The sequence below is a fragment of the uncultured Methanobrevibacter sp. genome (assembly GCF_902784195.1).
Classification (GTDB): domain Archaea; phylum Methanobacteriota; class Methanobacteria; order Methanobacteriales; family Methanobacteriaceae; genus Methanobrevibacter.
Window position 1 is genome coordinate 1 of the sequence record NZ_CACZTX010000011.1, and the last position, 15010, is coordinate 15010.

The 15010-nt window shown below is 32.4% G+C and carries 12 protein-coding genes; 4 read left to right on the forward strand and 8 right to left on the reverse strand.

Annotated features, from left to right (window positions below; translation table 11 throughout):
• From purM to QZU90_RS08510, 6 genes are all read right to left on the reverse strand, one after another.
• A partial coding sequence (gene purM / locus QZU90_RS08485) for a phosphoribosylformylglycinamidine cyclo-ligase (protein ID WP_296856665.1) occupies positions 1-878 on the reverse strand: 878 nt, incomplete at its 3' end.
• A 271-nt stretch (positions 879-1149) separates the two neighbouring features.
• Positions 1150-3060 (reverse strand): beta-CASP ribonuclease aCPSF1, encoded by a 1911-nt coding sequence (locus QZU90_RS08490; protein ID WP_295605986.1) that lies wholly within the window; start codon positions 3058-3060, stop codon positions 1150-1152.
• 457 nt (positions 3061-3517) lie between these two features.
• A complete protein-coding gene (psmB, locus tag QZU90_RS08495; protein ID WP_292788011.1) occupies positions 3518-4141 on the reverse strand; it encodes an archaeal proteasome endopeptidase complex subunit beta in 624 nt (207 codons plus the stop codon).
• Between the two features lie 563 nt (positions 4142-4704).
• The gene (locus QZU90_RS08500; protein WP_295605989.1) at positions 4705-5043 is read right to left on the reverse strand and encodes a hypothetical protein; all 339 of its coding nucleotides are present in this window, start codon (positions 5041-5043) and stop codon (positions 4705-4707) included.
• 23 nt (positions 5044-5066) lie between these two features.
• Positions 5067-5870 (reverse strand): hypothetical protein, encoded by an 804-nt coding sequence (locus QZU90_RS08505; RefSeq protein ID WP_296856668.1) that lies wholly within the window; start codon positions 5868-5870, stop codon positions 5067-5069.
• Between the two features lie 22 nt (positions 5871-5892).
• Positions 5893-9117 carry a nitrous oxide reductase family maturation protein NosD gene (locus QZU90_RS08510; protein WP_295605992.1) on the reverse strand — a complete coding sequence of 1075 codons (3225 nt, stop codon included), beginning with the start codon at positions 9115-9117 and terminating at the stop codon, positions 5893-5895.
• A gap of 198 nt (positions 9118-9315) precedes the next feature.
• Between QZU90_RS08510 and QZU90_RS08515 the strand changes: the two genes are divergently transcribed.
• Positions 9316-10080, forward strand: a complete 765-nt coding sequence (locus QZU90_RS08515) for a class I SAM-dependent methyltransferase family protein (protein ID WP_295605994.1) — start codon at positions 9316-9318, stop codon at positions 10078-10080.
• Between the two features lie 54 nt (positions 10081-10134).
• Entirely contained in the window at positions 10135-11322 is a 1188-nt protein-coding gene (locus tag QZU90_RS08520) for an NAD(P)/FAD-dependent oxidoreductase (RefSeq protein ID WP_295605996.1), read from the forward strand.
• 112 nt (positions 11323-11434) lie between these two features.
• Here the strand turns inward: QZU90_RS08520 and cofG are convergent, their stop codons facing one another.
• Positions 11435-12562 (reverse strand): 7,8-didemethyl-8-hydroxy-5-deazariboflavin synthase subunit CofG, encoded by a 1128-nt coding sequence (gene cofG / locus QZU90_RS08525; RefSeq protein ID WP_295605998.1) that lies wholly within the window; start codon positions 12560-12562, stop codon positions 11435-11437.
• 50 nt (positions 12563-12612) lie between these two features.
• Entirely contained in the window at positions 12613-13065 is a 453-nt protein-coding gene (locus QZU90_RS08530) for a DUF2120 domain-containing protein (protein WP_295606000.1), read from the reverse strand.
• Between the two features lie 207 nt (positions 13066-13272).
• Here QZU90_RS08530 and QZU90_RS08535 point away from each other — a divergent pair, with 207 nt between their 5' ends.
• Both QZU90_RS08535 and QZU90_RS08540 read left to right on the forward strand, forming a co-directional pair.
• Positions 13273-14457: a glycosyltransferase gene (locus QZU90_RS08535; RefSeq protein WP_295606002.1), complete on the forward strand. Its 1185-nt coding sequence runs from the start codon at positions 13273-13275 to the stop codon at positions 14455-14457.
• Positions 14458-14466: 9 nt separating this feature from the next.
• On the forward strand, positions 14467-14958 hold the full coding sequence (locus tag QZU90_RS08540; protein ID WP_295606004.1) for a GNAT family N-acetyltransferase: 492 nt from the start codon (positions 14467-14469) through the stop codon (positions 14956-14958).
• The last annotated feature ends 52 nt before the right edge of the window (positions 14959-15010 follow it).

Genomic DNA, 15010 nt, shown 5'->3' on the forward strand with positions numbered 1-15010 from the left:
AATCCTACACCCATATTGAAAACCTTATACATTTCCTCTAAAGGAACTCCTTGTTCATAAATCAATTTAAAGATGTCTTGTGGTTCTGGATAATCGGTAATGTCAAATCCGATTCCTTTTTTAAGTCTTGAAAGGTTGTTTACTCCACCACCAGTCATATGAGCAAGACCTTTAATGTTAAAGTCATGTTTTAAAAGGTCAACAATTGATTTAACATACAATTGGGTTGGTTTCAATAATTCTTCTCCGATAGTGGTTTCGCCATTAGGCATTTTGTCGTTAACATCAAATCCACCTTCTTCAAAGATTGCTCTTCTAGCTAAACTTAAACCATTACTGTGAATACCGCTGCTTCTAAGGCCGATTAATACATCTCCTTCCTGGATATCTGCACCAGTTATGATTTTATCCTTGTCTACAAAACCGATACCGGTTCCTGCTAAGTCAAAGTCTTTTACAATTCCTGGAAGGGAAGCGGTTTCTCCACCAATGATTGCGATTTGAGATTCTTTTGCCCCTTGGACAAGACCGTCTGCAATTTCTTCAGCTACTTTTGGGTCTGGTTCTTCAACTGCTAAGTAGTCAACTAATGCGATTGGTTCTGCACCTACACAAAGGATATCGTTTACTACCATTGCAATCATGTCAATTCCAACAGTATCATATTTTTCCATCATTTTTGCAACTAATATTTTACTTCCTACACCATCAGTACTCATAGCAATAGCCTTATCGCCGAGTTCAACTAATGCTGCAAAGTGTCCACTGTCAGTAATAATATTTCTGTATTCTAATGTTGGCTGCAATTTTGAAGCTAATTTGGAAACGGTTAATGCTTCAAGGTCAATGTCAACACCAGATTCTGAGTAAGTAACCATAAAATTCACCTAATAATAATTTCTATAATTTTTTATTTTTCAAAGTTTTATTTTAATAGGCTATTATTAACAATTAAATAATAGCTAACATTATAATATTTGTTTTAGCTATTATTTATATTATATTAATTATTTAGAATAATTAATGGTAAAATTGAATTAAAAATTAAAAAAAAATAAATTTTAGTTTTAAATATGAAATATTTAAAAAAATATTTAAAAAATTTTTAAATAAAATATTTTAAAAAAAATATTTTACAAATATTTAAAATTATTGAAGTCTGGTTGCTTCAAGAATAAGTGGAGTTTTGGTCTCTACCTTATAACTTCTGTGAATGCTTGAAGCTAAGTCAACAGTTTTATATGGGTCTCCGTGACAAGTGATGATCTTATCCGGTCTTGGGTGCAATCTTTTTGCAAATTCCATCAATTGTCTTCTGTTGGAGTGACCACTGAATCCTTCAATGGTTTTAACATCCATTTTAACATTGTAGATTCTTTTTTTACCTGTTTCATCTTCCAATGGGATTTCCTTGTGTCCTTTTTGGATTTTTCTACCAAGGGATCCTTCTGATTGGTAACCTACGAAAACAATGGAATTGTTCTTGTCTTCACATAACCATTTGAAGTACTCAACAGAGTTTCCACCAGTCATCATACCAGATGTTGAAAGGATAATTGATGGTTCTCCTTCTACAATCTGTTTTCTTTCAGCATTGTTTTGAACCTTATTGAATGATTCTGCAATAAATGGATTTCTTCCCATATGGAAAATTTGATCCCTTAAGTCTTTGCTTAAGTATTCAGGTCTTGCAGTGTGCACTGCAGTTGCTTCCCAGATCATACCATCAAGATGGATTGGCACTTCTTCAACCATTCCATGGCGCATGTACTCTTCAAGCACAATCATCAATTCTTGTGCTCTTCCTACTGCAAATACAGGAACCAATACTTTTCCGCCACGTTTTAATGTTTTGTAGATGGTCTTCATCAATTCTTTTTCTGCATTGTTTCTTGATGGGGTAACATCTTCGTGTCCACCATATGTACTTTCCATAATGCAGCTTTCCACTCTAGGGAATCTTGTGGTTGCAGGTTCCAAGAGTCTGCTTCTTTCGTATTTGAAGTCTCCAGTGTAGAGCAAGTTATGTGCACCGTCACCAATGTGGAAGTGGCACATAGCGGAACCTAAAATGTGACCTGCATTATGCAAGGTCAATTTGATGTCTGGAGATATATCTGTTACTACTCCATAGTCAAGAGTGATTGTGTGCTTGATCATCTTTTGCACATGCTTTACATTAAATGGAAGTGGGTTGTTTTCCCTATGTGCAATGTCAATGTAATCCAATTGCAATAAGGTCATCAAGTCTCTTGTTGCAGAGGTACAGTATACAGGACCTTCGTATCCATAGTGGTAAAGGTAAGGAATGAATCCACAGTGGTCCAAGTGAGCGTGAGACACTACAACTGCATCAAGGTCTTGAATTGAAAACTCAGGAACTCCAAGCATTGGGAATGAACTTTTTTCATCTTGCCCTGCTACGTTTACTCCACAATCAAGCAACACTCTACTGTTTGGAGTTTGAAGTAACATGCAGGAACGCCCTACCTCTTTAAATCCTCCCATAGCGGTTAATCTGGTCCAATCATTATCATATTTTCCGCCTTGGTGGATTCTTGCACCTAAAGTCTGCAAGATTTTCTTTCTTTCCTTACTGTTGTGCATCAAGGTATTTCTGATTCTATCGATAATTTCAGATCGGATTGGAGGACTTCTTAAAATCTTTGGAGCCCATCCGGTTTTTCTAACGATTTCCCTTGAGGTCACTCCATATTTTCCAATTACAAGTCCAGGTTTGGTAGCTTCTATAACCACTTCGTTGGTAACTTCATCAAAGGTGATGTTACTGATTTCAGCATCTTCTGGAACGATCTCTTCGACTTTTTGAATAGTTTCTTCGTATGGTAATAAAACTGATTTGTCTGATCTGATTATGATTCTTTTTCTAAGTTCTTTTGCCAAGTTTCTGATTAAGTCCCCATTGTCTGCTACAATGTCTGGGTTTTTTGTATAAATAACAACCTCAGGACCTTCAAATTCAATATTAGCTAATTGAACTTCATCAGGTAGTTTTTTTGTAATTTTTTGTTTGATTTCTTCTAAAACGTTTGAAGCCATATTATCACTTCGAAAAATAGACGTATAAAATTAGCATATGGTATAAAATCAATATTTTTGTAATTTCCAATTCTTCTTTTATTTTCCTTTAATCAGTTATAGAAAATGTTTTTTAAAAATATTCGTTAAGTAAATTTTGGTTAATTTTTAAATAAGCCGTTTAATTGAATAATTATTCTATAATTAATTCTAAATAATTAAATTAATTAACTAATCAAAATCCTAATATTATCTAAAAATATAATTATATAAATTTCTAAATTCAGGATTTAAAATTAAATTAAAAGTTAAGAATATTGATTTTAATCTACGACATCAATATTCTTATGGATTAAATAAACAGCTTCTGTGTCATAAAAAAGATGTTTACTTAATTTATTGCATATACTATCTATACTGTAATATGTAAAATTAGTTGTAAAATAAAGTTAAAAAATAAATAATTCGTATATATTTTTTAGCTATTAATTTTTTCAATAATAGATTCAACTTCTTCTTTTTCTAACATCTTGTATCCGTCTTTAGTAACTTCAGCTACTAAGAAGCCATTTCCAGAGTAAGTGTCTCTTTCTGTAGCAGCTTTGATAGCTCTTAAAGCTAATTCTTTAGCTTCTTCTACAGTGATGTCTTCGTGGAATCTGTCTTCAAGAACACCATATGCAAATGTAGAACCGGAACCGGTAGAAATGAAAGTATCCTTAATCATACCTCCTGCTGCATCTAAAGAATATATTGATGCACCAGTGTCATCTACTCCTCCGATAAGAGTTTGTACATATGCTGGTGAGGAGTGTAATATGTTAGAACTTACAGCTGCAGCAGCTTCTAAGCTAATGTCTTTACCATTTCTTAATCTGTATAATGCAGTTTCAGCGCTAATGATTTTCATTAAGCTTTGTGCATCTGCAACAGATCCTGCAATTGTTGCTGCAATGTGATTGTCAATTTTGAATATTTTTTCAGCTACTTTGTGAGCAACAAGGTTTCCCATACTTGCTCTTCTTTCGCTTGCAAATACAACACCATCTTTACAGGTAATACCGACAGTAGTGGTACCTTCAAATGTGTTTTTATCAGCCATATTAATACACCTCGTATAATAATGTAAAATTAAATTTAAATTATTAAATAATCTTAAATAATAAAAAATAATCTTAAAAATATAATGTTTTAATGATTGAAATTATTATTAAAATTAGAAATTGTCAGGTTTAATAAGTTATATAAAATTTGTAAAATCAATTAATATTTATACAATATAACTCGCACTTCCTAACCTATTCTTATTATGTTATACATTATATATAATAGTTTCGTTATTTTCACAAATTCTAATGGATAATTTCTTTCATTTTCAAATAATTTTTGATTTTTTATAATTTTTTAATTACTCAATTTTCGATTATTTTGATATTAAAGATTAATTTAATTTTTATTTTTAATTTAATCTCTTAATTTTCATTTATTTTCAAAACTACCTAGTACTAATCAATATTTTTGTTTATAAATTAATATTGATTTTAATAACTTTAATTTATTTTAATGTATTTACTCTTATTATTGGCTTTGTATTATTTAAATGTTTTTAAATTAGTTTAATATTTTTAGCATATAGTTTTTGATGATTTAAATAAAATAAGAAATTCAGATTATTCCATATGGCCTCAGGATAAGGAATAGGATAAATGCGATGAATATTCCCACTACGATTATTATTGGAATTAATCTTTTATATTCCATTTCTTCCTTGATTAGGAAATTTCCTTGGTCTTTGCCCTTTATTGTTTCTTCATCCTCTGATATGAATGAGTAGAAGATTGCAGTAACTAAAAGACAGAAGAACAGTCCTGCAAAACGGATCAGTGGATTTTGTGAGAATTGGAATCCTGGATTGATGATCATTGTTGCAATTGCAAAAAGGGATGCGAATTCAAGGAAGAACAGTACAGAAACGACTTTTGCAAAGCTTCGATTCACTATCATATAAACACTCCATTATTTTTTTATTATTTCCAGCTGCTTTCATCTTTCCATTTTTCTTCATCGTATAGTTCGTATACCAGTGGTCTGATGTCATTGAGGATGATTTTGAATCCAGTCAGGTATGCTATTACCACATCTTCGCAAGTAATGCTGTCTCTTCCTTCTTTTAGAGCATTGCATCCCATGAGATAAAACATTGCCATATGAAATCCGCGGCAATATAGAAAATCCAAATCGCAGCTGCCATAAATAGTGGATATTAATCTATGTATCAATGTATCTAATTTTTCTGCCTTTTTATTTTCCCAATATGTTCTATGAAGTTTTTTAAAAAATCTTTCATCATAATCCGGCAGGGGATTCTCCGTATCATCAAAATCTTCAACAAAGAAAGTGATATGGGCTCCAATATCAGAAAGTTTAATTGCTTTATCCTCTTCCCACTCAAGGTAATGACCAGAATAAGTGATGTATGAAATTTGAACCACAGCATAAATGGAAATAAGTGTATTTATATCAATCAAACGATGGGTTATTTCAGGAATATAAAGAGGTATTAAATGCCGATAACCTAAACCCTTTTTAGCACATTTAAAAATTTTAACCTTATTAATGTCAAAAAGGAATATGGTGTCATCTTCACCCATTTTATCCCAAGTTGCATAACGATGAAAGACATCACTAGTTTTTAAAGATTTAATTAACTCAATAAGTTCATTTAAACGTGTTATGTCTTCAAATTCGCTAATTTTTTTTAGGTAATACTCACATAAATCATCATAACTATAATTAAAAGATTTTATTGTTCCAATCAAATTCACTTTCATTCCTCCTAGAAATTTTAATAATTTAATTTATGAAGCTTTTTAATAATTTCTTTGTATTATTAACTACTTTATTCATTAATTGTTTTCCTTTACTTTTTATAATATTGCCTACTTTAGCAGTAAATTTTTTAGCAGTTTGAGTCACTTTATGCATTTTATTATTTTTACCTTTTTTATTATTTTTTGGGTATTTTGTTCTTTTCTTGTTTGTTTTGGTTTTAACTTTTGTACTAACTTTTTCGATGACTTTTTTTGCAGTTTTAATTATAATTTTTTGTTTTTTGCCATATTCTTTTTTGTTTTTATTTGAAATTCCTAATTGTTTAGCTAATTTTTTTATTCCTCTTTTTATTTTATTTTTTATTTGTTTGGGTGTTATTTTAGAAATTTTTTTAGAAATTTTTTTGATGAATTTAATTTGGCCTTCTTTATTTTTTTTGTAAATTGATGTATTACCTTTATATAATACTGTTTTTCTTTTATTAGATGCATTATATTTTGTGAGAGTTTTAGTTAAATTTTTAACTTTTGAAGAAAAAGTTAGAAAATCTGCAGTTAGTATATTTAATACTGGTTTGCTTAAATTATTTAGGTATCTATCGATTATTTGGGATGTTTTAATAATTGAAGTTATTATGCTGGATTCTGTACCTTTAGATGCCATATTAAACCCAAATTTCTCTGCAAGAAACTTGCCAATGTCATATGTTAAAGAAATTATTCCTGTATGGGGCTTATTAACCAACTGAATAGATATATCAACTAGATTTAACATAGTGTTTAGATTAGGAAGCCTATTAGGAATAAATATTGTTATCTTTGAACCTTTAAGGTACATATTGAGTTTATTTAATCTAGTTAATATTTTGGAACCTCCCTTTTCTAATAATCCAACACCTAATAAAGAAATAACATTTATTATAAATTGAGCTATTGACATATCTCCATTTGCATCTATGCCTATAGCAAAATCTAGAATGCCTTTTATCCATGGGGAATACTCGCCAAATGTTGCATCCATAAATTTGTTATATTGTGGGTCATGGAAGAAGGGATATTTTAAGAATCCACTGATGCTGCCATTGCATGCAACATATGCTTCAGCGAATGCGCCAACAACATACAGATCCAATCCTAAAGCAATAGGGTATATGGATAGGAAAGAGTTAGGATTAGTCAATAAATCATGAGAGAACTCTTTATAAAGATATGATATGAATAACATATTTGCATCTGTTCTATTTTTTGCATATGGGAACTTTTTATAAAAATCATCAGTATAATCCTTAAATAAACCAAAGAACATTTTATCAATATCATTTTTATTCTTTGAACTGGTGGATGTGTCTATTTTGATATAAGGGTTATCTGAATAGATAACAATATCCGATGTGTCTCCACTAGATAAAAGTTTAGAATGGACTTTTTTATGGTTATTTTCCATTTCAATAATATTGGTTGAATTTCTTGAAGTATCCTCATTATTTATGTTACTATTTTTATTGTTATTCTCATTATTGTTAGTTTCTTTATTGAATATCTCTAATATTCCAGTGATGTTTATGGGAGTGGATATGTTGCTTGTGGGGTGTGTTATTTGGAAAGAATAATTTCCGTTTTTAAGGTTTTTTGCTGGTATTTCAAATATGGCAAATCCTGAAGAATTGGTAATGCTTGTAAAGTTTTTGCCATTGAGAGTTAGAATTAACTCTTGATTTGGTGCACCTTTAGACAATGTGGGAGCAAGATCATCAACAATCAAATCTCCAAGGCTGTATACTCCAGGGTAATTGTCTCCATATTCTAGGAAGACAAGCAGATCAATTATATTTTCCTTGTTTTTTGTGCTGTAATTGATTACATTAAGTTTGTAGCTTTTGGCTTGGTTGTCCTGGAAAATATTAGTAGAGAGAATTGCTGTGTTGTTATTGTATATTGAGCTTCCGTTTAAAGCGGTATTAAATTTAAAGAGTGATTTGTTTAATTTTAAGATGGCGTTGTTGAATATTGCTCCACCTAAAATTGCATTGTTTAATGTGAAATTGGATCTTGAAATGTTTAGTGTATGGTTTGTAAATATTGCACCTCCAAGCTTAGCCAGATTATTTGAAAATGTGGAGGAAATTATTTGGGAATTTAGCCCATTCTTGTAATATATTCCTCCTCCATTTGATAATGCTATGTTATTTTCAAATTTGCAATTTATCATTTCATTTAATGAGTTGACAAATGCTCCTCCGCCGTAGGATAATGCCAGATTATCTAGGAACCTTGAATTTTTAATAGCTGTTTTGTTGTTTAGGTATAATGCTCCTCCGTTGTTTTCTGCTGTGTTGTTTGTGAAGTTGCAGTTTATTATATTTAGGTTTGTGTTGTCTTTTGCTTGGAGTATTGCTCCGCCGTTTTTTGCTGTGTTGTTTGTGAATGTGCAGTCTTTGATTGTGTTGTTTCCGTGGTGCAGCATGTATATTGCTCCACCGCCTAGGGCGTTGTTGCTTGTGAATGTGCAGTTGATTATTTTGGTGTTTAGTGCATGTGTGTCTATTGCTCCTCCATACCCTCCTGTTCCATTGTGTGTGAATATGGCTCCGTTTTCCTTGAATATGCAGTTTTTTATTGTTGCGTTGTGGGATTCGTTGTTCAGTACGATTGCACCTATTTGGGCATTGTTGTTAATGAATTCGCAGTTGGTGATTGTCAGGTGTTTTCCGTAGGAGCTTATTGTTCCGCCCCAGATGTCTGCATGGACATTCTGGAAGATTAGGTTTTCCAGATGAACATTGTCTCCGTTGATGCGTAGGATACGGGTTTCACTGTCGCTGCCATCTAGGATTGCTTTGGAATTGGGTGATTTGCCTTTTATGGTGATGTTGTCTGTGTTGATGGTGATTTGCTTTTTGTCGCTATGGTATGTGCCGTTTAGTGTTATTGTGTCTCCTGGTTTGGAGCTGTTGGCTGCTGAACGGATGTTGGAAAATGATGTTCCTGAAACATAGTGATTGGAACTTAGTGTGGATGAGCTAATGATGTCTGTTGTGTCTTTTTCATTTGAAATGTTCGGATATTTTTGTGTGACTTGGTTTTCATTGATGACATTGCCAGGATCTTCAATGGACTGTATATTGTCACCAATTGAAGTGATGGAATCATCTGAATAGGATGTGTTTTCACTAGCATTAACAGAGGCAAGTGAAATGATCAATATTAAAATTAGAAAACCAAATAATAAACATTTTTTCTTATTCATGCAATCCCCAAATATTAATCAAATTAATACTTAATTAAGTTATTTATTTGAAGGTTTATTTAATATTTTTGAAAGATTCTTTATTTATCCTCTTTCCAAAGTATTAAGAAATAATTTTTTACAAAAATATTTTATTTAATTAAAATAAAGTATATTTATTGAATTTAGAATAGAGATTTTTATTCATCTGGTGATTCTTTGAAATGGAAGAAAATTGGAGATATTTTAATAGTTGACAATAAGTTCAATAATGATTCTCTATATAGTTTGGAATCCATTGCAGCTGAACATAAAGTCAAGTCAATTATTAAGATTGATAGGATTGAAGGACAAAAGAGAGAACCTACTGTAAGTCTTCTTTATGGAAGAGAAACAGAAACCATTCATAAGGAAAACGGTTGCTTATTCAATCTGGACCTGTCTAAAGTGATGTGGGCTAAAGGAAACAATAATGAAAGACTAAGGATAGCAAAGCTTGTTAAGGATGGTGAAACAGTTGTGGATATGTTTGCAGGTATAGGCTATTTTTCAATTCCAATTGGAGTTCACAGTAGGGCAAAGGAAATCATTTCAATAGAGATCAATCCAAATTCCTATCATTTCCTAAAAAAGAATATTGAATTGAATAAGATAAATGAGAAGGCAAAATATGAAAGAATGATTCCTGTTTTGGGAGACTGTGCCATAGAAGCTCCTAAATACAGTGCCGATAGGGTATTGATGGGATATGTCAAGACAACTCATCACTTCCTGAAGCCAGCAATGGAATGCGTTAAGGAGGGTGGAATAATCCATTATCATGAAACAGTTCCAGATAAGCTTATTGAAACCAGGCCATACGAGAGAGTAAAGGAGATGGCTTGGCATTGTGGTGAGCGAGAAGTGGAAGTCTTGAATATTCAAAAAATTAAAAGGTATGCTCCTGGTGTGGAGCATATAGTTTTGGATGTAAGGATTTTTTAAAAAATTATATTAATTTGGAAATATAAATGTCTTTTATATATAGGAAGAAGTATTATGATTGAAACTGATGTATTGGTAATTGGTGCAGGACCAGCAGGCTCTTCTGCTGCAAGATTTGCAGCTAAAGGAGGAGTTGATGTAATTCTAATGGATAAAAAGTCCGAAATAGGATTTCCTAAAAGATGTGCTGAAGGGGTTTCAAAAAAGATCTTTGAAAAGCTCGACCTTGAAATGGATCCTCATTGGGTTACCAATGAAATTAGCGGTGTAAGGTTCGTTGCTCCTGATGGAACAGACATTTGGCTTGATGAGACTCAAATAGATTTGCCTGATGCAGGTTATGTCCTTGAGCGTAAGGTCTTTGATAAGCATATGGCTGCGGTCGCTGCAAGGGAAGGTGCACAAATTAAAATCAAGACCCAAGCAAAAGGCCTTAAAAGACAGGAAGACGGAACATTCATTGTAAGTTGTGAATCCATGGGGGAAATCTTTGATATTCATGCTAAAATTATCATAGGCGCTGATGGTCCGGAAAGTCATGTAGCCAAATGGGCTGGATTGAATGCATATATAAAGCCTCAACATATGGTGGCTGGTGTCCAATTTGAGATGTGCAATGTCAATATGAAAAGAAATGATTATCTTGAGTTCTATTTTGGCAGTGTTGCTCCAGGAGGATATTTCTGGCTCTTCCCTAAAGGCGGGGATGTTGCAAATGTTGGTCTTGGAATCATTACAAATATGGCGGAAAAATCCGCTTACGAATACCTTGTTGATGCTGCAGACAGCTGTTATGCCACTCAGGATGCTCAGGCAGTTGAACTGAATTCCGGCGGAGACCCAGTTGGAGGTCTTGTCAAGGAAATGTATGGAGATAATATCATGCTTGTAGGGGATGCTGCAAGCCAAGTCAATCCTTTGACTGGTGGCGGAATCACCAATGGTATGTTAGGAGGCAGATTTGCCGGGGAGGTTGCTGCAGAAGCCATAAAATCAGGGGACTGTTCCAGCAATTTCCTTAAGAAGTATGAAAAATTATATTTGGATGAAATGGGCAGTGAAATGCAAAAATACACTAAAGTCACTGAGTACCTATGGACTTTAGATGATGATGACATCAATAGGATTGCTCATAAATTCAAGGAAATGAAATTTGATAAGCTTACTACAACTGATATTGTTAAGATAGTTATCAAAGCAGATCCGAAATCACTTTTAAAATTAGGCAGAATTTTTTTATAGATTTAAAATTATTTTAAGAGATTATTTATTTTTAATCTCTTTAAAAATTAGATAAGTTAAATGAAGAGATTATTTTTTATAATCTCTTTAAAGATTAAATAAATTAAAGAAATCAGTTATTGATTTCTTCTCGGGCTTTTTTTGTTTTTTCCAATAATATTGGATTTTCAATATATTTTTCATTAATGTATTTTTTATATATGGCTAACCTTTCTATTAATTCATATCCTGCATCATTAGTTAATTTTTCTAACTTTTCAAGTGTTGGCCATGGGGATGATGGGTTCACATAATCTTCACTAAGCGGTGAAACTCCTCCCCAATCGTCTGTACCGCAGAGTAGGAATATTTGGCTGGTTTCATAGTTTAGGTTAGGCGGAACTTGTACTGAAACCTCTTCATCAAAAAGGAGCTGTGCTGCTGCAACAGTTCTAACCATATCCAGTAGGCTTGGCTCTTCATAATCTTCCATTTCTATTCCAGGACTTACTGTAAAGTTTTGGATAATTACTTCTTGGATATGGCCATACTTATCGCAAAGCTCTTTTATTTTAAGCAATGAATCAGCTATTTCCTCTTTTGTTTCTCCGATTCCAATGAGTATTCCAGTGGTGTATGCAATATTAAGCTTTCCAGCATTTTCAATTGTTTCAAGACGTATTTTTGGATCTTTTCCAGGACTTTTCTCGTGAGCTATTGTGCTCATCAACCTTTCTGATGAGCTTTCAAGCATCATTCCCATTGAGATATTGTATTGTTTGAGCTTTTTCATATCTTCATATGAGAAGTTGCCGGCATTTGTATGGGGTAGAAGTGATGTTTCCTCTACAGTCATCTTGCAGATGTCATAAATGTAATCTATCATGTTTTCATAGCCTAATTTCTCTAACTTTAGTTTTACAGCTTCCTCATTGTCTGCATCTTCGCCCATTGTAAAGAGTGCTTCCTTGCAGCCATACTTTTCAGCTTCCTTTAAGGTAGCCAATATCTCTTCCTTTTCCATTAGCACTATTGCATCAGGGTCATCTGGGTTTTGCTTGAATGCACAGTATCCACAATCGTTTCTGCATATTTTTGTAACTGGAATGAAAACATTCTTGGAATATGTGACATAATTGCTTTCCCTTTTGGAATTAGCTAAAGTCATGATTTCTAGAATATCTTCTTTTTTGCATTCTAAAATGGATATTAGGTCTTCTCTTGTGAGATTTTCAAAGTCAATATTGGATAGATTAGACATTTTACACCAGTTTTAATTTAATTTAGAAAAATAGTTTAGGCAAATTTAATTTATTCAGCTATTTCATCCCTTTCAGTAGCAGTAACTTCAACATATAATGGGCCAAATCCAGATTTGTCTTTCCAGATAGCTACAAATGTTCCTACATTAGGCATCAAGAATAGCTTGTACTCTACTTTTAATCCCATAGCTTCCAATTGCTCTTTCATTTTGAGTAATCCTTCATTGTCTGGTGCTACACCACCATCTTCAGCATCCCTAATGTAAGAGTCCACTTTCTCAACAAATTCTTTACCCTCATCTGACAAGACATCAACTTCCTTAGCATTGAGAACTCCTTCAAGTTCCGCTAATTTAGATTCCAATTCATCAATTTCAATCTGGTCACGGCTGACACCTCTTACGATAACAACATGTTCTCCATGGAATGCAGGCCTGGAGCCTTTAAATGCATTGAAATGTCCAATAATTTTTCCTGTAGTTTTTAATAATACGTCTGACATAAAATCACTTTATCATTTAATTGTGTTTAAGTTATTTTTTAAAAAAATTATATAGTTATTTTTAATTTAGATAGTATATAAATTTTACAAAATAAATATAAAATAAAATTGATAAATACTTAATAGTTAAAAAGATTATAAAATAAAAAGATTATAAAAAAAGATTATAAAATAATTTAAGATTTTAACTAAATCTAGAGGCATATTATGAAAGTGTTAATTAGTTCAATGGCTGCAATGGCTGAAACAGCAGGGCCTTCTGGTAGGGCTAGATTGCTAGTTGAACATTTAAAAGATGCAGGTATTGAAGTTGCTACTTGCATTGCAGAGGATGTAAATTATAAGCCAATTGAAGGTGTTAAAAACTATTATCTTGAAGTTCCCATGCCTCTGGGGCTTCCTAAAGCTATTGCAAGCAAGACATTTCCTATTGCACAAAAATTGGGAATAATAGAAAAGAAAAATGTGGGCAGCTTTGAGGATGTCTTGCACTTTACAGGAAACATTGATTATAATTATTTGGCAAAAAGTGTTGAAGATATTAGAAAAGCCATTGATGATTTTAATCCGGACATAGTTTATAGTGAATTTAATATCTCTGCAATAATAGCTACGAAACTTGAGAATAGGCTATTATTTGCAAGCATTAGTTATCCCACACAAACAGAATACAGTTCTAGTCCAAAGCATGCTAAAGGACTTAAGAAGTTTTTAAAAGAGAACAGTCTTCCAGATGTTTATTCTGCATTGGATCTTTTCAAATGGGCAGACAAGTCATTTGTTCCAAGCATTTATGAACTGGAACCAATTGAAAATGATAATGTGACTTTCTGTGGAACTTGGAAAGATGTAAATTTAGAAAATAGCTCAAATGATGATAATTTAAATGATTCTAAGAATAGTAAGAATATCATTTTGGTTTATATGGGAAATGGTACTATTTCTCCTAAAAAGATGATGAATGAAATAAAAAATGCATTTGTTGGCACTGATTATGAAGTTTATATTGCATCATTGGGACTGGAAAAGCAAGAATATGAAAATATTCATGTAGATAAACGTTGGGACTTTTCTAAACTGCTTAATAGTGCTGTTCTATTCATAAATCATGGTGGTCAAAACAGCATGATTGATGGATTGATTTATGGAGTCCCCCAATTGATATGTCCTGGACGAGTGTTTGAAAGGATTTACAATGGGAAATCTGTTGAGAATCTCGGTGCAGCTAAAGTGTTGAATATTAATGAATTTAAAAGTGAAATCATAAGAGCTGAAAGTGAAAAACTCATAAATGATAATGGATTTAGAGAAAATTCCAAGTTCATTGGTGATAAGTTAAAATCATTTGGTGGAATCGAGTGCATTTTAGATGCTATAAATGAAAAGCATTGAGGTGGAAATATGCATATTAGGAAAGCGACAATTGATGATTTAAATCTAATTATGGACATTTATCGTGCTGCTCAAGACTTTATGATTGAATCTGGAAATCCCAATCAGTGGGGTCATTTCTATCCTAGTGAAGATTTGGTAAAAGAGGATATTGCCAATTCAATCTCTTATCTGATATGTGATGATGATAATGAGCCTCATGGTGTCTTTGTGCTTATTGGCGGATTGGAACCAACTTATCAATATATAGAAAATGGCAGTTGGCTAAATGATGATGATTACATCACTTTACATAGAATTGCAAGTGATGGGAAGGGTCATGGAATATTCCAATCTGCAATGGATTATTGCAAATCCATTTGCGATAACATTAGAATAGACACTCACAGCAACAATGTCATTATGCAAAAACAGATAGAAAAGAATGGATTTAAGAAGTGTGGAACCATTTATGTAAGAGATGGTTCTCCAAGAATTGCTTATCAATGGAGAAAAAAATAGTTTTTAAATGCTCTTTCGAAAATTATTTAATATTATAATTTAATAAATGTGT